The organism is Hymenobacter sp. APR13, from assembly GCF_000737515.1.
GTDB lineage: Bacteria > Bacteroidota > Bacteroidia > Cytophagales > Hymenobacteraceae > Hymenobacter.
Window position 1 is genome coordinate 4,405,278 of record NZ_CP006587.1, and the last position, 16,738, is coordinate 4,422,015.

The 16,738-nt window shown below is 63.5% G+C and carries 16 protein-coding genes; 6 read left to right on the plus strand and 10 right to left on the minus strand.

Annotation, left to right across the window (positions count from 1 at the left end; translation table 11 throughout):
• The first annotated feature begins 1 nt into the window (after nt 1).
• The 3 genes from N008_RS18465 to N008_RS21935 all read left to right on the plus strand — a co-directional run bounded on the left by N008_RS18465 (nt 2) and on the right by N008_RS21935 (nt 3,307).
• Nucleotides 2-520 carry a DUF4920 domain-containing protein gene (locus tag N008_RS18465; RefSeq protein ID WP_081910882.1) on the plus strand — a complete coding sequence of 173 codons (519 nt, stop codon included), beginning with the start codon at nt 2-4 and terminating at the stop codon, nt 518-520.
• Nucleotides 521-704: 184 nt separating this feature from the next.
• Nucleotides 705-2,846: an NAD-dependent DNA ligase LigA gene (gene ligA / locus N008_RS18470; protein ID WP_044019085.1), complete on the plus strand. Its 2,142-nt coding sequence runs from the start codon at nt 705-707 to the stop codon at nt 2,844-2,846.
• 71 nt (nt 2,847-2,917) lie between these two features.
• A complete protein-coding gene (locus N008_RS21935) occupies nt 2,918-3,307 on the plus strand; it encodes a rhodanese-like domain-containing protein (RefSeq protein WP_071884644.1) in 390 nt (129 codons plus the stop codon).
• 177 nt (nt 3,308-3,484) lie between these two features.
• Here N008_RS21935 and N008_RS18480 read toward each other — a convergent pair whose 3' ends face one another.
• Nucleotides 3,485-4,408: a polysaccharide deacetylase family protein gene (locus N008_RS18480; RefSeq protein WP_044017803.1), complete on the minus strand. Its 924-nt coding sequence runs from the start codon at nt 4,406-4,408 to the stop codon at nt 3,485-3,487.
• A 123-nt stretch (nt 4,409-4,531) separates the two neighbouring features.
• Between N008_RS18480 and dapA the strand changes: the two genes are divergently transcribed.
• On the plus strand, nt 4,532-5,398 hold the full coding sequence (gene dapA / locus N008_RS18485) for a 4-hydroxy-tetrahydrodipicolinate synthase (RefSeq protein ID WP_044017804.1): 867 nt from the start codon (nt 4,532-4,534) through the stop codon (nt 5,396-5,398).
• A gap of 130 nt (nt 5,399-5,528) precedes the next feature.
• Here the strand turns inward: dapA and N008_RS18490 are convergent, their stop codons facing one another.
• The 5 genes from N008_RS18490 to N008_RS21940 form a co-directional block, all read right to left on the minus strand.
• The gene (locus N008_RS18490; protein WP_044017805.1) at nt 5,529-5,951 is read right to left on the minus strand and encodes a DUF3592 domain-containing protein; all 423 of its coding nucleotides are present in this window, start codon (nt 5,949-5,951) and stop codon (nt 5,529-5,531) included.
• Between the two features lie 81 nt (nt 5,952-6,032).
• Nucleotides 6,033-6,767 carry a (Fe-S)-binding protein gene (locus tag N008_RS18495; protein WP_044017806.1) on the minus strand — a complete coding sequence of 245 codons (735 nt, stop codon included), beginning with the start codon at nt 6,765-6,767 and terminating at the stop codon, nt 6,033-6,035.
• 118 nt (nt 6,768-6,885) lie between these two features.
• Nucleotides 6,886-7,776, minus strand: a complete 891-nt coding sequence (locus N008_RS18500) for a hydroxymethylglutaryl-CoA lyase (protein WP_052381906.1) — start codon at nt 7,774-7,776, stop codon at nt 6,886-6,888.
• An 81-nt stretch (nt 7,777-7,857) separates the two neighbouring features.
• The gene (locus tag N008_RS18505) at nt 7,858-8,835 is read right to left on the minus strand and encodes a hypothetical protein (RefSeq protein ID WP_044017807.1); all 978 of its coding nucleotides are present in this window, start codon (nt 8,833-8,835) and stop codon (nt 7,858-7,860) included.
• Between the two features lie 215 nt (nt 8,836-9,050).
• Nucleotides 9,051-9,806: a helix-turn-helix domain-containing protein gene (locus N008_RS21940; RefSeq protein ID WP_052381728.1), complete on the minus strand. Its 756-nt coding sequence runs from the start codon at nt 9,804-9,806 to the stop codon at nt 9,051-9,053.
• 155 nt (nt 9,807-9,961) lie between these two features.
• On the opposite strand from N008_RS21940, the gene N008_RS18515 reads away from it, so the two are divergent.
• Entirely contained in the window at nt 9,962-11,305 is a 1,344-nt protein-coding gene (locus N008_RS18515) for a M23 family metallopeptidase (RefSeq protein WP_044017809.1), read from the plus strand.
• A 249-nt stretch (nt 11,306-11,554) separates the two neighbouring features.
• Here the strand turns inward: N008_RS18515 and N008_RS18520 are convergent, their stop codons facing one another.
• The 3 genes from N008_RS18520 to N008_RS18530 all read right to left on the minus strand — a co-directional run bounded on the left by N008_RS18520 (nt 11,555) and on the right by N008_RS18530 (nt 14,845).
• Nucleotides 11,555-12,154 (minus strand): hypothetical protein, encoded by a 600-nt coding sequence (locus N008_RS18520; protein ID WP_156109406.1) that lies wholly within the window; start codon nt 12,152-12,154, stop codon nt 11,555-11,557.
• A gap of 253 nt (nt 12,155-12,407) precedes the next feature.
• Nucleotides 12,408-13,124 (minus strand): hypothetical protein, encoded by a 717-nt coding sequence (locus N008_RS18525; RefSeq protein WP_044017811.1) that lies wholly within the window; start codon nt 13,122-13,124, stop codon nt 12,408-12,410.
• Nucleotides 13,121-14,845 (minus strand): S8 family serine peptidase, encoded by a 1,725-nt coding sequence (locus N008_RS18530; protein WP_052381730.1) that lies wholly within the window; start codon nt 14,843-14,845, stop codon nt 13,121-13,123. Before N008_RS18530 ends, N008_RS18525 begins: the two co-directional genes overlap by 4 nt.
• A 313-nt stretch (nt 14,846-15,158) precedes the next feature.
• On the opposite strand from N008_RS18530, the gene N008_RS18535 reads away from it, so the two are divergent.
• Nucleotides 15,159-15,971: a flagellar motor protein MotB gene (locus tag N008_RS18535; RefSeq protein WP_197062897.1), complete on the plus strand. Its 813-nt coding sequence runs from the start codon at nt 15,159-15,161 to the stop codon at nt 15,969-15,971.
• A 206-nt stretch (nt 15,972-16,177) separates the two neighbouring features.
• Here the strand turns inward: N008_RS18535 and N008_RS18540 are convergent, their stop codons facing one another.
• The gene (locus N008_RS18540; RefSeq protein WP_052381731.1) at nt 16,178-16,723 is read right to left on the minus strand and encodes a 2'-5' RNA ligase family protein; all 546 of its coding nucleotides are present in this window, start codon (nt 16,721-16,723) and stop codon (nt 16,178-16,180) included.
• Nucleotides 16,724-16,738: the final 15 nt, after the last annotated feature.

Consider the following 16,738-nt stretch of genomic DNA (forward strand, 5'->3'; position numbering starts at 1 on the left):
CATGACCATCAAGCAATTCAGCCTGGCCGCCTCCCTCCTGGCGCTGGCCGCCTGCCAGACCACTCCCGCCACCGAAACGGCCGCTACCACCGCTGCCCCGGCTACTGCGGTGGCCCTCACCGGCAAGACCTACGGCGCGGCCGTCACGGCCGAGGGCGCCAAACCGCTTTCGGAGCTGAAGCAGGTGCTGGGTACCCAGGACTCGGCCCAGGTGAAGCTGATTGGCAAAGCCGACGCCGTATGCCAGGCCAAGGGCTGCTGGCTGACCATGAAAACGCCCGAAGGCCAGGAAATGCGGGTGCGGTTCAAAGACTACGCCTTCTTCGTGCCCAAAGACATCAGCGGCAAAACGGTGGTGATAAACGGCTGGGCGCACCGCGAGGTAGTGCCCGTGTCGGACCTGCAGCACTACGCCAAGGATGCCGGCAAGTCGGAACAGGAAGTAGCCGCCATTACCACGCCCGAGGAGCAGCTCAACTTCGAGGCCGACGGCGTGCTGGTAGCCGACAACACGCTGTAGCATAGGTTTGCGGCTGGTCCGCGCAACCGTCTGTTTTCAGGTACTAGAAAGCCCGTCTGATTGATTTCAGGCGGGCTTTTTCTGTTCCAAATACCCATAAAGCCGTAGCTTGCACCATGGCCGGCAGCCCTCCTTTTTCGAGGGGGCGCTGGCCCAGGCGGAAGCCCTTGCTACCTACTTCTCTATGTCCACCACCGACCTCCAGGCCCGCATTACGGCCCTCACCGAGCGCCTGCACCACCTCAACTACCAATATTACCAGCGCGACATCAGCGAGATTCCCGACCAGGATTTCGACCAGCTGCTGGCCGAGCTGGCCGAGCTGGAAAAGCAGCACCCCGAGCTGGCCCACCCCAACTCGCCCACCCAGCGCGTGGGCGGCACCATCACCAAGCAGTTCCCGACGGCCGCGCACCGCTACCCCATGCTCAGCCTCGGCAACACCTACTCCGAAGCCGACCTGCGCGAGTTCGATGAGCGGGTGCAAAAGGGCCTGGAGGGCGCCGACTACGCCTACGTCTGCGAGCTGAAGTTCGACGGCGTGGCCATGAGCCTCACTTACGAAAACGGCCAGCTCACGCAGGGCGTCACGCGCGGCGACGGTACCCGCGGCGACGTGGTAACCAGCAACGTGCGCACCATCAAGAACCTGCCGCTGCACCTGCGCACGGCCGGCCCCACCCAGCCGCCGGAGTTTGAGGTGCGCGGCGAAATCTTCATGCCCCAGCCGGTATTTGCCGAGTTGAACGCCGAGCGCGAGGAAAACGGCGAGGCCCTGCTGGCCAACCCGCGCAACGCCGCCAGCGGCGCCCTCAAGCTCCAGGATTCGGCGCTGGTGGCGGCCCGGCGGCTGCGCTTCTACGCCTACTCGTTCCTGATGCCGGGCCGCAGCAGCTTCCCCACCCACAGCGCCTCGCTGGAAGCCTTGAGTGCCTGGGGCCTGCCCGTGTCGGACACGTGGCGGCGGTGCAACTCCCTAGCCGAGGTGCTGGATTTCGTGCACGAGTGGGACAAAAAGCGCTTCACGCTGCCCGTCGCCACCGACGGCATCGTTATCAAGATTGACGATTTCCGGCAGCAGGAGCTGCTGGGCTACACGGCCAAAAGCCCGCGCTGGGCCATTGCCTACAAGTACCCGGCGGAAGCGGGCCGCACCCGCCTGCGCTACGTGCAGTACCAGGTGGGCCGCACCGGCGCCGTCACGCCCGTGGCCCTGCTCGACCCCGTGCCGCTGGCTGGCACCGTGGTCAAGCGCGCTTCCATGCACAACGCCAACCAGATTGCCGCCCTCGATATCCGCCTCAACGACATGGTGTTCGTGGAGAAAGGCGGCGAAATCATCCCCAAAATCACCGGCGTGGACCTCACCGCCCGCCCCGCCGACAGCCAGCCCATCGTGTACCCCACGGCCTGCCCGGTCTGCAACACGCCCCTGATCCGGCCCGAGGGCGAGGCCCATTTCCGCTGCCCCAACGACCGGGGCTGCCCGCCCCAATTGAAGGCCAAGCTGGAGCATTATGTTTCGCGCAAGGCCCTGAACATCGATGGGCTGGGCGCCGAAACCGTGGGCCGCTTCTTCGATTTGGGCCTCGTGACGGACGCGGCCAGCCTCTACGACCTGCCCGCCAAAGCCGCCGAGCTGGCCCAGCTCGACCGGATGGGCGAGAAGTCGGTGCAGCGGCTGCTGGCGGGGCTGGAGCAAAGCAAGCTGGTGCCGTTTGACCAAGTCCTGTTTGGCCTGGGCATCCGGTACGTGGGCGAAACCGTGGCCGAGAAGCTGGCCACTCACTACCGCACCATCGACGCGCTGGCGCAGGCCACAGCCACCGAGCTGGCCGCCGTGCCGGAAGTGGGCGGCGTCATTGCCGAGTCGGCGGCGGCGTGGTTTCAGGAGCCGCAAAACCAGGAGCTGGTGGCGCGGTTGCGGGCGGCGGGCGTGCAGCTGGAGCTAACCGGCGAAGCGCCGCAATCCCTAAGCAACCGCCTCGAAGGCCTCACGTTTGTGCTGTCGGGCGTGTTTGAGCTGCACTCCCGCGACGAGCTGCTGGCCCTGATTGAGGCGCACGGCGGCAAAATCACGGGCAGCATCAGCAAGAAGCTTAGCTACTTGGTGGCCGGCGACAAAATGGGCCCGGCCAAGCGCGAAAAAGCCACCGGCTTCAAGGTGCCCATCATCAGCGAAGCCGAGCTGCTGGCCATGCTGCCCGCAGGTACAGAAACCACGCCTGCTCCCGCGGTAACAGCCGCCGCTGCAGAAGATTCTGCTCCGTCAGCAGCAAACCCAACGCCAGTACAGGGCACCGGAACGCAGACTTCGCTGTTCTAGTCCCGTCGCAATTACGTTTACAGGTGGGGAAGCTTGCCCGCCTGTCCTTTCACGAAATCTTTTTCCTGCTTATGCGTCGTTTCCTTTCCACCCTGGCCCTGGCCAGCCTGCTCACGGGCAGCATGGCGCTGGCCCAGGCGCCCACGCCGCCCCCACCCGATGTAGCGCCAGCCATAGCCACCAAGCTCATCCGGCGCCATAAAGTGGTGGTGCTGGACGTGCGCACGCCGGCCGAATTCGCTACCGGCCACGTGGCGGGAGCCCGCAACGTGGATTTCAAAGCCGCCGACTTCGCCCAGCAGGTCAGCCAGCTCGACAGCACCCAAACTTACCTAGTGTACTGCGCCAGCGGCAACCGCAGCAGTAAAGCCGCCACGCTCATGCGCCAAAATGGCCTGCGCAAAGTGGTGAACGGTGGCGCCTTTAAAGACCTGAACGCGGCCGGTGTGAAGAAGGAGTAGAACTGTCATTGCGAGGCTGCAGGCCGTGGCAATCCGTCCTCTTCGTGCGCTAAGCCTAAATTAAACACAAAGCCCTCCGGCAGTAGGTTAGTAACCTAGAGCCGGAGGGCTTATCTGTGAGGAACGATTGTCTCACAAAGAGGACGGATTGCTTCGCTCCGCTCGCAATGACAGCAGTTAGAAGCTCTGCACGATGCTGTTGTGCAGGGTGCGGGCGCTCCAATAGCCGCTGGCAATGATGCGGCGGATGGTGAACAGCGGGTCCTGCGGGTCGCGCTTTTCGGCCAGCACGAAGGCGGCCACCATGCCGCGCTTCTTCAGCTCCGGAATGGCTTCGGGGTTCCAGAGGCCGAAGGGATAGGCGAAGTATTTGATGTCTTTGCCGGTGATTTCCTCCAGCGTTTTGGTGGGCTTCTCGATCTGCGTCACCCAGTCCTCGCCCTGGTACTTCTTCACGTTGTGGTGGTCCCAGGTGTGCGAGCCAATGACGTTGCCCTCATCCGAGAGCTGCTTCACCTGCGCCTTGCTCATGTAGCGCGGCCGGCCCAGGCTCACGGTCATGATGAAGTACACGGCCTTGAAGTTGTGCTTGTCCAGCTCGGGCTTGGCCACCGTGAACTGGTCGAGGTCGGTGTCGTCGAAGGTGAGCATGATGGGCTTGCTCGGGAGCTTGGCGCCGGTGGTGAGGTAGGCGTAGAGCTGATCGGGCAGGATGGTGTGGTAGCCGGAGTCGGCCAGCATCTGGATCTGCTTTTTGAACGCATCCACCGGTACAATGTAGTCTTTGGCGCCTTTCGAGTCCTTGGCGCGCCAGTCGCGGATTTGGTGGTAGCACAGGATGGGCACCTGCGGCCGGGCCGTGATGGTGGCGGCATCGGCGATGCTGCCGGCCGGAATTGTGCTGGGGTCGGGGGCGGCGGTGGTACCGGCTTTAGCAGCAGAGTCTTCGGCGGCCGTGGTGGCGGCGGTGCCGCTCATGGCCGTGCTGGCGGGGGTACTGGTTTCGGCGGTGGCGGCCGTTTTGGCGTCGTTGCAGGAAGGCAGCGTGAGGGCCGAGGCCAGGGCGGCTGCGGTCAGCAGCGCGGAGGGGGTAAGCTTCATGGAAAGTGGAAAGCGGCCGGTGAGCCGGCAAATGCTGTATTTTTGCAAAAGAAGGTCCAGCAGAACATCGGCGTACCTTCGTCCCCGACCTCCTACCCTACAAAGCAACAGCTAATTCCTCGCATGGACAAGCTTCACGGCACCGGCGTCGCCCTCGTCACGCCCTTTACTTCAGATACGCACGCCGTGGACTACCCGGCCCTGCGCCGCCTGCTCGATTTCGTCATCGACGGCGGCGTGGAATACCTCGTCATCAACGGCACCACGGCCGAGTCGCCCACCATTTCCACCGACGAAAAGGCAGAAATCCTGCGCGTGGCGCGGGAGCACACCGCCGGCCGCGTGCCGCTGGTGTACGGCATCGGCGGCAACGACACGGCCGCTACGGAAGCCCTGCTGCGCTCCACCGACCTGACCGGCGTTTCGGCCATCCTGTCGGCCTCGCCCTACTACAACAAGCCCAGCCAGCGCGGCATCATCGCCCACTACGAGCGGCTGGCCGACGCCTCGCCCCTGCCCATCATCCTCTACAACGTGCCCGGCCGCACGGCCTCCAACCTCACGGCGGCCACCACGCTGCACCTGGCCCAGCACCCCAACATCATCGGTATCAAGGAAGCCAGCGGCAACCTGGAGCAGTGCATTGCCATTGCCGCCGCCAAGCCCGCCGACTTCCTGCTGATTTCCGGCGACGACATGATGACGACTTCGCTGATCAGCTTCGGGGCCGTGGGTATCATCTCGGTGCTGGCCAACGCCTTCCCGCGCCGCTTTTCCGACATGACCCGCGCCGCCCTGGCCGGCGACTTCCCCAAAGCCAGCCAGCTGCTGTTCGGCTTCACCGACCTGAACCCGCTGATGTATGAGGAAAGCAACCCCGTCGGCGTGAAGGCCGCCCTGGCCGCGCAGGACCTCTGCTCCGGCGCCGTGCGCCTGCCGCTATTGGAGGCATCGGAGAGCCTGTTGGAGCGGGTGAAGCAACTGATGTAGGTTTTATCCGACTAAAATAATTGCCTTATCAGGTACTCTGTGTCATTAAAGCGACATTAGGATCAGTTTCAGCAAAAAGCCTATTCCTGTTTAATAGGAATAGGCTTTTTGCTGAAACCAGAATTTCTATCTACCACCATTTACATAAGAGGCCCAACGCAAAGCAGCTGCTCGCAAACAAAAAAAGGGCTCTTATTAAAGGAGATTTCCACCACTCTGCATACAGTACATCTTCTGTTTCACAGTTTTGTGGACGTAACGAATCGTATCGCACGCCTATTTCATTGCCAATCAAATAATCAAACGAATCATCGGAATCGGGCGCAAAAACTTGGGCTTGCTGAATTTGGCCAGCCTTGTTCTTATACTCAATTTCCATCCGCATGAGCGGGTTATTTTTTTGACGAATCCGTTGGGTTGCGACAATTGTAGCGGTAGCTGGCAAACCGAATTTTCGTAGCTGCTGATGACTTATGAACTTGCGCAAATCTTTCAGGGCAAGTACGAAGGCAGCAATCATAACTACGCTAAAGATCAGCTCCTTCTGAATCATTATTAGGAAATCAACTGAGTACGATCAACAATATCTGACCTGTAAGCCGGCCCATAAACACCTGATTCATATGACCGAAAGCTACCAACCGCTGGCCAGCACATCAGCAATGTGCATCGTCTTAATCGGCTTCTTTTCGCGGCGGATATAGGCGTCGAGGTGCATGAGGCAGCTGGTGTCGGTGCTGACGATGTAGTTGGCGCCGGTGGCCAGGGCGTGCTCCACCTTCTGCTCGGCCATGGCTACGGATATGGCCTGGAACTTCACGGCGAAGGTGCCGCCGAAGCCGCAGCAGGTTTCGTTTTCCACCATTTCCAGCCGCTGCAAGCCCGGAACGGCGTCGAGCAAACGGCGCGGGCCTTCCTTGATGCCGCACTCCCGCAACGCCGAGCAGGAGTCGTGGTAGGTGTAGGTGCCGTTGAGGCGGGCCTGCGGCACCGACTGCACGCCCAGCACATCCACCAGAAACTCAGTCAGCTCGTAGATGCGGCGCTGGGTGCCGTGGTACTGGCTTTGCTCAGGGCTGCCGTCGAACAGCTCGGCGTAGGAGTTGCGCACCATGCCCACGCACGAGGCCGAGGGGCTCACGATGTAGCGGCCCGGCTCGTTGGGGAAATCATCGAGAAACTTGCACGCCACCTCGCGGCTTTCGGCTTTGTAGCCGGCGTTGTAGGCCGGCTGGCCGCAGCAGGTCTGGTTGCTGTTGTAGTGCACCTCGCAGCCCACGGCTTCCAGCACCTTCACCATGTTCATGGCAGTTTGCGGAAACAGCTGGTCTACAAAGCAGGGGATGAATATATCGACGGCAGTTGGCATGGCGTGTGGGTCCTCACCCCCTAACCCCCTCTCCTGCAGAGAGGGGGGACTAGTTTCTAGCTTTAAAGCTAGTTCCTGAGCCGGGTGATGAGTGGGGTTAGTTTTAAAATACTAGCAGCTAGTTCCCCCTCTCTGCAGGAGAAGGGGTTAGGGGGTGAGGCCCGGCAGCAAATATCTCCTGATTCAGCTGCATGGCCTCGGCCAGCGCTTCTGTGTTCAGGTGCAGCTCCTCCCCTTTTTCGGTGGCAAACTCAATCAGACGCTCGGTGGGCATGTTGCCGGTCAGGGCGTCGGCTGCCATGGGGCAGCCGCCGTAGCCGCCCAGGGCACCGTCGAAGCGGCGGCAGCCGGCCTCGTAGGCCGCCTGCACCTTCTCGCGCCAGGTGGCGGGCGTGGTGTGCAGGTGCGCCCCGAACTCGATGTGCGGGAAAGCCGCCGTCAACTCGCGGAAGGGCGGCGCGATGGTGGCCGGCGTGGAGGCCCCGATGGTATCCGACAACGCCACGATGCCCACGCCGAGGGCGTCGAGCTTCTGGGTGAACTCGCCCAGGATTTCCGGGCTCCACGGGTCGCCGTAGGGGTTGCCGAAGCCCATGCTCAGGTACACCACCTGCTCCTGCCCGGTGCGGGCGCACAGCTCCTGCATGCGCGTTACGTCGTCGAAGGCCTCGGCAATGCTCTTGTTGGTGTTGCGCTGCTGGAAGGTTTCGGACACCGACAGCGGGAAGCCGATGTAGCGAATCTGGGGGTGCTGGGCGGCGGTTTCGGCCCCGCGCAGATTGGCCACAATGGCCAGCAGCCGCGTGCCCGACTGCGCCAGATCCAGCCCATCCAGCACCTCGGCAGTGTCGGCCAGCTGCGGAATGGCTTTCGGCGACACAAACGAGCCGAAGTCCAGCGTGTCGAAGCCCACGCGCAGCAGCGCGTTCAGGTAAGCGGTTTTCTGGGTGGTCGGGATGAAGGTGGGCCAGCCCTGCATGGCGTCGCGGGGGCAGTCGATGAGTTTCATGGGCAGCAAGCTTAGGGGGGAACCGCAAAGGTAGAAGCCTGCCCGACAACTGCCCGGTGCGGCCCGCCCGGCTCTGGCGGGCTACTGCCGCACCACTCCGTAGCGGCCGCCTTTCACGTCCAGAATGAGCGTGGTACCCAGAAAAGGCTCGTTGCCCAGCATCCCGGCCATACCCGAAAAGCGCATCAGCGTTTGCTGCATCAAGTTCATGCCTTCGATGTACGTGACGGTGCGTAGCGGGGCCTCGATGGCACCGAAGCGGATTTGGGCATCCGTGGGGGCCGTGTGCACGAGCAGCTTTTTGCCCCAGGAACTGGAGGCCGTGGTGCGGGTGGGCGCGCCCGGTGTAGCCAGCTCCTGCCAGATAGTTTGGCTGGTGATTAGGGCATTGGCGCTGGAGCCCGAGTCGAACAGAAGCTGCTGTTGCTTTTGCTGCAGGCCGGCATCGAGCAGCACGCGGCGGTTGGTAAACGCCAGCGGGCCGAACTCGGCGCGGCGCGCCAGGCTGTCGGGCACCTGCTGGTCTAGCGTGAACTGGTTGCGGGCGTAGTCGAGCAGCAGCACGCGGCCTTCCAGCACATCCGTGCCCAGCGTTCCGATGATGTAGGGCGCCAGGGTGTCGGCGGGCAGCTCCGGGCGGCCCAGCAGCAGCACTTTGCTCCGGCGCATCGTCACGGGCGCGCCGCCCAAACTGAACCGAAAGTTGCGCACGGTATCCTGCGGGGCCTGTAGCGCGTCACGCAACGCCGGGTAGTGCTGGCGCAGCACCTGCAGCTGGTGGGCGTAGAGCAGCGTGTAGGGCGCGCCGGTATCCAGCTGCAGGTAGAGCGTGCGCGGGCAGTTCGGGAGCCGGATGGGCACCAGCAGCGCATCGTGCAGCACAGCGGGCTTGGCCGTGGTGTCGGTAGTCCAGCGCAGCGGGCCGGTGGCAGGCAGGTTGGTGATGGAAAGCTGATTGGCCGGCGGCGCAAACTTCTGCTTCATGTAGAAGTACCCGCCCACGCCGCTCACAACGAGCAACAGCACTACCGAAAGCAGGATTCTGAAGAGGGTTTTCATGACGGAGAAATGGGGGTTGGAAGACTACAGCAAACCTACCCGCTGCCCTCGCCCGGCCGTGCGTCATTTTCCCGCCATTTGCCCGCCATTCACAATAACACCCTTTCTATAAGCGCTTTGCCAACATCTCAAACCTGGCATTATCAGCATAATGACGCCTATAGTCACTGCCTTTCCGCATGTACCTGTCCTGAAAACCGCCAGCCAACGCGCCGCTACAGCCGCACCGGGTAGATGTCCAGCCGGCCCTGCCGCAGGCGGCGGGCGTAGTAGGCCACCGTCAGCACGTTGAGCAGATAAGTTGCCACCATCACCAGCAGAAACCCACCTTTGATGGGCGCATACTGAAACTGCACCGCCACCACCTGCCCCACGGCCAGCAGCACATAAGCGAAGAAGCAGCCCACCTGCCACAGCACCTGAAAGCCCAGCACCCGCCGCCCCACCTCGGCGGCGTGCGCAATGGTATGCCGGTTTTTCCGCCATAGAACAAAGGGCACCACCAAGTTGAGCAGCGGCAACACCAGGAAGCTTAGTGCGCTTAGGTTGAGCAGCTGCAGAAACTCGGGATCGGCGCGCAGGATGGGCATGCGGGCTGCTGCGGCCGGCGGCACTACAGTGGCTGTGGCGGGTGCCGGAGTAGCAGGCAGCCCAGCCGGAATAGTGGCCAGATTTGCCGGAGCAGCCTCAGTCCGCTCTTCGGGCAAGGATTGCCGCGGCGCGGAAGCTACGGGCAGTGACGCAGCAGGAGCATCGGCCGGGGCTGTGGCCGGAATGGGAGCAGCGTGCAGCTCCTCCAGCGGGACCTGCAGGGCCGCCGCTAGCGCCAGCAGCGTGTGGCCGCGCGGCACGGTGTCGCCCTGCTCCACCCGCTGAATGGTGCGCAAGCTTACGCCCGATTGCTCGGCCAACACCTCTTGGGAGAAGCCTTTGCTTTTTCGAATGGTAACGATACGGGCAGCAGAAAACATGGAGATAAACGTAGTCAGCCTGAAAACGCCTCAAGTATACCGGTTTCTGCAACCTTCGCCCCCTAGCTGGCCGCGGCTGCCGCATCGGCGCCGCAGGCCACCTAGCCGAACTACGGTGCGGTTTTTGGGGTTGAGCAGGAAACCAACCGCGCTTCATGCCACTCCCCGTTCGCTACGTCCTGTTTCTTATATCCGTGCTCGTGCTGGCCGCCTGCGGCAAGCAGCAAACGCTGCAAGGCATCTTCCAGAAAACCACTCCCCACGAAGCCTACGCCCGCCAGCTGCGCCAGGCTGGCCTAGCCGAAACCGCCCTGGGCCGCGACTGGCTGGCCGCCGCCGACCGTGCCCTGCGCGACTCGCTGGTGGTGACGCTCCCCTTCCAGGAAACCGGCTATTTCTCTGCCGACCGCGCCACCGCGGCCGCCTACCGCTATCAGGTGCGCGAAGGCGAAACCGTCCGCATCAGCCTCACCCTCGACAAAAACACCGACGCCCACGTCTTCCTCGATGCCTTTGAACTGGACCCGGAGCGCCGTGCCACTCGCCCCCTGGCTTCCGCCGATACCACGGCGCTGGCGTTCAGCTACGTGGCCGAGGACGACCGCCAGCACCTGCTGCGCGTGCAGCCTGAATTGCTGCGCACCGGCCGCTTTACGCTGCGGATTCAGCGGGCACCCAGCCTGAGCTTTCCGGTGCACGGCAAAAACGACGTGGCCGTGGGCAGCTTTTGGGGCGTTGATCGGGACGGCGGCGCCCGCCGCCACGAGGGCATCGACATCTTCGCCAAGCGCGGCACCCCGGTCGTGGCGGCGGCCAACGGCTACATCACCCGCGTGAATGAAACGCCGCGCGGCGGCCGCGTGGTGTGGCTCATGGACACCGAGCACAGCCAGCATATCTACTACGCCCACCTTGATAAGCAGCTGGTGCAGCCCGGCCAGCAGGTGCGCATCGGCGATACGCTGGGGCTGGTGGGCAACACCGGCAACGCACGCACCACCCCGCCACACCTGCACTTTGGCGTGTACCGCGGCGGCCGCGGCGCCGTCGACCCGTTTCCGTTTGTGCGCCGCGCCGATACCGACCCCGCTGCCCCGCGCACCGCCCCCGGCCGCCTCGGCGAGTGGGTGCGCGTGCAGGACAAACGCACTGAGCTCCGCCGCGGCCCAGTGGCCAAACAGGTGGCAATGGCTGCGCTGTCTCGCAACACGCCTCTGCTGGTAGTCGGCAGCCAAGCTGACTGGTACCGGGTGCAACATCCGAACGGCCAGATTGGCTACGTGGCGGCCCGCGCCGTAGTGCCGGCCGCCGCCCTGCGTCGCCTGGCTCTCTCCACCTCCACCGACCTCTACGCCGCTCCCGCCATCGGAGCCGCGGCCCTCGATTCGTTGCCGGCCCGGAGTTCGGTGGCGGTACTGGGCGAGTTTGGCGGTTACCGGCTGGTGCGCAGCGCCGCCGGCCAGCTGGGCTGGCTAGCCAATGCCAGCCTGGGGTCCTGATTGCGCCATCAGCGGGGCAGCGAGCCTGATTAGGTGTCGAAACCAGACAACCACAACTACCAGGATAGCCACATTCGCTTCACGCGTTGCTCATGAGCAGCGCGGCAGTTTGCATCGGTGATTGGACAAGTGGCAGTACCTCCGCTAATCGGAGGCCTGCTTACGGAGCCTCCCAATGGAGGCCATCCATAGACAAAAAGCCCCGTTCGGTTTCGAACGGGGCTTTTTTATTATTTACTGAAATCAACTCTACTGAGCTACAATGACGGCTTTCTGCAGCTTTTTGGCATACGCCAGGCGGCGCTCCTTGCCATTGGCAATGTAGTCGAAGCCATAGGCCTTGTTGTCGGCTTTCACAGCTTGCCAGCCTTCTGCATCTACCTCAGCCGGCTGGGTGGCCGTGCGGGCTACAGCAGGCTGCATAAACCGGTCGTCGCGGAAGAAGGCGTTCATGCCCTGCAGAATGGCAATTTCCTTGTCGCGTACGGTGGCCGACTGCGGATCGTCCATCTCGCGCTGATCGAGCAGGGCCGTAGCCGGCATTGATTCCTTGCGGAGGGTGTCGCCAGCGCTGCTGATAATGATAAGACGGGCCTGCGAGTTCAGGATTTTGGTACCCTGCAGCTGCAGCACGAAGTTATCTTTGGTTTTGGTGTTGGAGAAATAGTGGGTGGCATTCACCGTGCGCAGCACAGTGCGCTCGTTCACGCGGCCACGGGCCCCTTCGGGCGTGGGCGTGAAAGGCCGGTCAGGGTTGCGGGAAGTGCCCATTTCCTTCTCCGTGTTGAGGCAGGAGGTCGTCTGGAGCAGAATTCCGGTGCAGGCAGCGGCCAGTAAGATTTTTTTCATTTGGTGGTGCGAAACCATTAGCAAGTCTAGTCAGCTATGGGTAAAACCTCCTGATATATGGGAAGTAACTAACTGCCATAACGAGGAAATTCTATATCAAAGTTACGGCTCTGCCCCTATCTACCCAAAAAATAGAACAGGGTTGGGCTGGTTTACCTTTTTCTTTTTCATTGCCGCCCCCAAACCGGTGTACCGGCCCCCCTGCAGTGCTTTGCATGCGCGTCTTTGGTAGGGCGGCCGCAGGGCCTCTACTCTACAACCACCCAATTTCCACCCCTACTGTCAAGCGCGGAAGCTCCGGATAGGCAGCGGGCGCACTGGCCGTGAAGGTGTCGGAGAGGCGGTAGCGGGCCACGGCGGCGTAGCGGCCCGTGCCCAGCCGAGCCCCTACCCCGTAGGGCCAGCGGCGCAGGTAGGGCAGACCGGTTTCAGTGGTGCGTACTTTTTTAGGGCCGCTGCCGGGCCGGTCTTCGGTGCGGTGGGAGGTGCTCAGGGCCCAGCCGCCCCAACCCGTCAGGTCCAGATAGCGCCCAATGGCGTTGCCCCGCGCCCCCACATTGAGGCGCACAAACGCCTCGATATGCGCCTCCGATGTTGCCAGCGACTCGCGGTAGTGCAGCGCCGGCGTGGGCAGCAGCTTGCCGGCCTCCTGGGCCAGGGCATAGGTGCGGCGCACAAAGCGTAGGTCGAAGCCTGTGCTCAGGGGCTCACTGAGCCGAAACTTGTTGCGTACGCCTACCGCCAGCTCGGCTGAACTGCCGTAGCGTAGCGGCGCTCCGCTCCCAGCCGCCTTGCCTACTACTGGCAGGTAGCTGAAGTATAGGTGATTGTAAAACGCCCGGTTGGGACCATACTGCTCATACACCGTGTCTTTGGCGACGGTGCTCTTCAGAAGCACGCGCTGGGCGTATCCGGAGCCAGGGCCCAAACCAGCGGCGGCCAGCACCAGACTAAAACAGAGTTGCTTCATAAAACCGGAAAGCTGTGCGTGGCACCCAGATAATACACCCGCACGACGTCGCCGGGCTGCAGCGTGCGGCGCGGAATGCGCAGAATGGCCCGCTGGCTGACTTCCAGCACCTCGTAGCGCCGCAGCACGCCGCGGGCATCAGCCACGTGCCAGTAGAGGTAGTTGGCGGCGGGCAGAGCCACCACTCCTGCCTCTCTGGGCGCCGCTGCCTGCGTAGATCCAGCCGGGCGGGGCTCCTCGCGCCCTACGGCCGGCACGCGCCGAGTATCCTCAGGCTGCGGGCTGAGCGAGTCAGCGTACAGGGGCAGCGGCTGCAGCGCCTCTGGCCGGATATTTACGGCCAGCAGGCTGTCCAGCACCACGAAATCGAGGGTAGGCGGCGGGGTGGCGACGGGCCGGGGTAACCGGCCGGCCTGCGGCAGGCCGTAGCCGTGGGCGTAGTCATAATACGGGTAGAGCGTGGCCGACTGCTGCAACTGGGAAAACAGCTGCATGGCGGTGAGGCCGCGCTGCTGCTGCCAGGCGCAGGCCGCCAGCCCCGCCACCAGCGGGCTGGAAAACGACGTGCCATCGACGCGCGCGTAGCTGCCGCCGGGCGTAGCCGTCAGGACGGTGCCGAAGGCGGCCACGTTGGGCTTGAGGCGGCGGTCGGCGGTGGGGCCGTAGGCACTGAAGTCGAGGTGCAGGCCGGTTTCGGGGTCGACGCCGCCCACGGCCAGCACGGAGTCGGCATCGGCGGGAGTGCCCACGGTGCGCCAGTCGTCGTTGTCGCCGTCGTTGCCGGCGGCGCTTACCACCAGCATGCCTTTGCGGGCGGCCAGGCTGGCAGCCCGTGCCACCAGGCTGCTGCTGCCGTTCATCTGCTCCGGAAAGTAGCGGCGCGCCGTGTAGCCCAGAGAGGAGTTGATGATGTCGGCGCCGTTGCGGTCGGCCCACTCGGCGGCAGCCAGCCAGTCCAGTTCCTCAGCGTAAATCTCGCGCTGCATCCGCTCGGTGCGGGCCAGCAGGTAGGTGGCGCCGGTGGCCAGGCCCAAAGGCGTGCCGTCGGGCAGGCGGCCGGCCAGGCAGGCCAGCACCTCGGTGCCGTGGCCGCCGCCGTGAAACACGTCGGGCGTGCGCCGGGCAAAATCATAGGTCGCCACCACCCGCTTCTGCTGAAACAGCTCCTGAAAGGCGGCGTGCCGGTTGGCTCCGCTGAAGCCCACATCGAACACCGCAATACGCAGGCCCTTGCCATCGAGGCCGGCTTGGCGAAGGGCATCGGCCCCGAGGCTGCGCGTCTGGCGGCGGGCCAGTTGGCGGTCGGCAGCACTGATAGGCCGGTTGGACACTGACGGAGCGGCTGCCGGGCAGGCGGCCGGCAGCATTTCGGCCCCGGCCAACGGCAGCACGCGCCGCACGCCCGGCAGCTGGGCCAGCGCGGCGGCCTGCGCCGGTGTAGCGCGGCACGCCACGGCATTAAACCAGCGGCTGACCAGCAGCACTGAATCGGCGTGCTGGCGCACGCTACGCAGGTAGTCGGGCCGCACCGGGAAGTCGGAGCTGTCGGCGGCGGGCAGGTGCTGGCGCTGGCGGCGCAGCTGGGCGGCGGCCGTGAAGTAGGTGCCGGGATTGAAGGATACGCCGGCCTTGTCGCGCAGCTCCACCCAGTAGCCGGCCGTGGTCGGGTCGGTGGCCGTTTGAGCGAGGGCCGCTGGAGAAGCCCAAGGCAGGCTTAGCATCGCGCAGAATACCGCGGCGCGCCACGGCAAAAACGTCAACTCAATCATGTAGCAATTGCTGTCAGGTACAGGCCCTTTCCACCCTGGCAAGCCGCAAACGCCGAGCGCATCGGCCGGCGACACCCCTACGGGAGGCCGCAGAAACTGGTGGATTTTGCAACTGGCTTGGGGCCAGGTATACCTATGGACAAAGTAACGCAGAATCCAGACGGCACCAGCGCCCAGGGCAACTCCCCGGGAGTCTGGTCCGTTTGAAGCCCCAATGGCACAGTTGTGCTGTCCATATCCTTCGCCTTTTTATCCCACTCTTGCCATGCGTATTTCCCTGATGATGCTGTGCAGTGCCGGTACTTTGCTGCTCGGCGGCTGCAACGCCAAAGAAATTGCGGCCCTGCAGCAGCAGAACGCCACCCTCACATCGTCGCGCGACCAGCTACAGGCCCAGAAAACGGCTTTGGAACAGGAGAAAGCCCGTAACGAAGAAGCTCTGCGCTCCAGCCTGCTCAATAAAAACCAGCAGGTAAACCAGCTCAACCAGAACCTGAGCGGCGCCGAACAGGCCAACACTGCCCTTTCTGCCGACCTGCGTTCCAAAGAGCAGCGCATTGCCGAAATGCAGCGCATCCTCGACCAGAAAGATGCCGCCGTGAAGGCCCTGCGCCAGAAAGTGGGCGACGCCCTGCTGGGCTTCAACGCCCAGGATCTGCAGGTGAACGTGAAAAACGGCAAGGTCTACGTGTCGCTGTCGGAGCAGCTGCTCTTTAAGTCGGGCTCGACGAAAGTAGACCCCAAAGGCCAGGAGGCCCTGAAAAAGCTGGCCACCGCCCTGCAGGGCAACCAGGACGTGAACGTGCTGGTGGAAGGCCACACGGACAACGTGCCGCTGAAAGGCGTGGTGAACGGGGCCAAGGATAACTGGGACCTGAGCGTGCTGCGCGCCACCGAAATCACGCGCATCCTGACCAGCTCCGGCCTGCCCGCCGCCCAAGTGACGCCCTCGGGCCGCAGCGAGTACATGCCCGTGGCCAGCAACGACACGCCCGCCAACAAGGCCATCAACCGCCGCACCGAAATCATCCTCACACCCAAGCTCGACGAGCTGTTCCAGATTCTGGAGGCCAACTAGGATCACGGATTAGCACGGATTTTTCGCGGATTTCGCGGATTTTGTGGACGATTCGGTGTAGCGCGATGCTTTTGCTTCGCGTGAACTTGCAGCCAGTTACACGGCTGGGGTATGTCTCAATTTCTGGCTGTTGCGAATAACGGCTTTGCGGATTCCGCTTACAACTGAAAAGGCCGGGTGCTTCCGACGGAAGCGCCCGGCCTTATTTATGCTGGTGGTAGTGGGAAGGTGGCGAGGCTGTGCCACTGGCGGCCGTCGTGGCGGAAGAGCTCGAAGGACTTGACCGGGAAAGTGGCCTGGTAGTGGCGGCCCGCGAAATCCTGTTGCAGCTCCGGTACCAGGGCAGGCGGCAGGTCGCGGGTAGCCAGGGTCATGTGGGGCGTGTAGGGGCGCGCCTCCGGGCGGATGGTGGGCAGATGCTGCCTGCACCAACTCAGCAGCGCCGCCTGCAGTTGCCGCAGGGCCGGGTTTTCCGTGACATGCACGAACAGCGTGCGGTTCGTGAACCAGCCGAAGTCCTGCAAGTGCACCTCAAACGCAGTTTGCGTGGCCGCAAACCGGTGCAGGCTTGCCGTGGCTTCCGCCGCAAACGGTTCCGGCTGGCGGGTAGGCGGCACCAGCGTAATGTGCGGCGGCAGGCCGATGGCGTTGCGGCTGCCGGTGCGCTGGTGCAGCTCCTGCTTCAGAGCCCACACCTGCCCGCGCACCGGTTCCGGCGGCACCAGCGCAATCAGGTAGAGGTGCTTTTCCATATCGATGAATTGGTG

Coding starts and splice junctions, on each gene's coding strand:
- N008_RS18465 (WP_081910882.1), top strand. CDS start 2: ATGACCATCAAGCAATTCAGCCTGGCCGCCTCCCTCCTGGCGCTGGCC.
- ligA (WP_044019085.1), top strand. CDS start 705: ATGTCCACCACCGACCTCCAGGCCCGCATTACGGCCCTCACCGAGCGC.
- N008_RS21935 (WP_071884644.1), top strand. CDS start 2,918: ATGCGTCGTTTCCTTTCCACCCTGGCCCTGGCCAGCCTGCTCACGGGC.
- N008_RS18480 (WP_044017803.1), bottom strand. CDS start 4,408: ATGAAGCTTACCCCCTCCGCGCTGCTGACCGCAGCCGCCCTGGCCTCG.
- dapA (WP_044017804.1), top strand. CDS start 4,532: ATGGACAAGCTTCACGGCACCGGCGTCGCCCTCGTCACGCCCTTTACT.
- N008_RS18490 (WP_044017805.1), bottom strand. CDS start 5,951: ATGATTCAGAAGGAGCTGATCTTTAGCGTAGTTATGATTGCTGCCTTC.
- N008_RS18495 (WP_044017806.1), bottom strand. CDS start 6,767: ATGCCAACTGCCGTCGATATATTCATCCCCTGCTTTGTAGACCAGCTG.
- N008_RS18500 (WP_052381906.1), bottom strand. CDS start 7,776: ATGAAACTCATCGACTGCCCCCGCGACGCCATGCAGGGCTGGCCCACC.
- N008_RS18505 (WP_044017807.1), bottom strand. CDS start 8,835: ATGAAAACCCTCTTCAGAATCCTGCTTTCGGTAGTGCTGTTGCTCGTT.
- N008_RS21940 (WP_052381728.1), bottom strand. CDS start 9,806: ATGTTTTCTGCTGCCCGTATCGTTACCATTCGAAAAAGCAAAGGCTTC.
- N008_RS18515 (WP_044017809.1), top strand. CDS start 9,962: ATGCCACTCCCCGTTCGCTACGTCCTGTTTCTTATATCCGTGCTCGTG.
- N008_RS18520 (WP_156109406.1), bottom strand. CDS start 12,154: ATGAAAAAAATCTTACTGGCCGCTGCCTGCACCGGAATTCTGCTCCAG.
- N008_RS18525 (WP_044017811.1), bottom strand. CDS start 13,124: ATGAAGCAACTCTGTTTTAGTCTGGTGCTGGCCGCCGCTGGTTTGGGC.
- N008_RS18530 (WP_052381730.1), bottom strand. CDS start 14,845: ATGCTAAGCCTGCCTTGGGCTTCTCCAGCGGCCCTCGCTCAAACGGCC.
- N008_RS18535 (WP_197062897.1), top strand. CDS start 15,159: ATGCGTATTTCCCTGATGATGCTGTGCAGTGCCGGTACTTTGCTGCTC.
- N008_RS18540 (WP_052381731.1), bottom strand. CDS start 16,723: ATGGAAAAGCACCTCTACCTGATTGCGCTGGTGCCGCCGGAACCGGTG.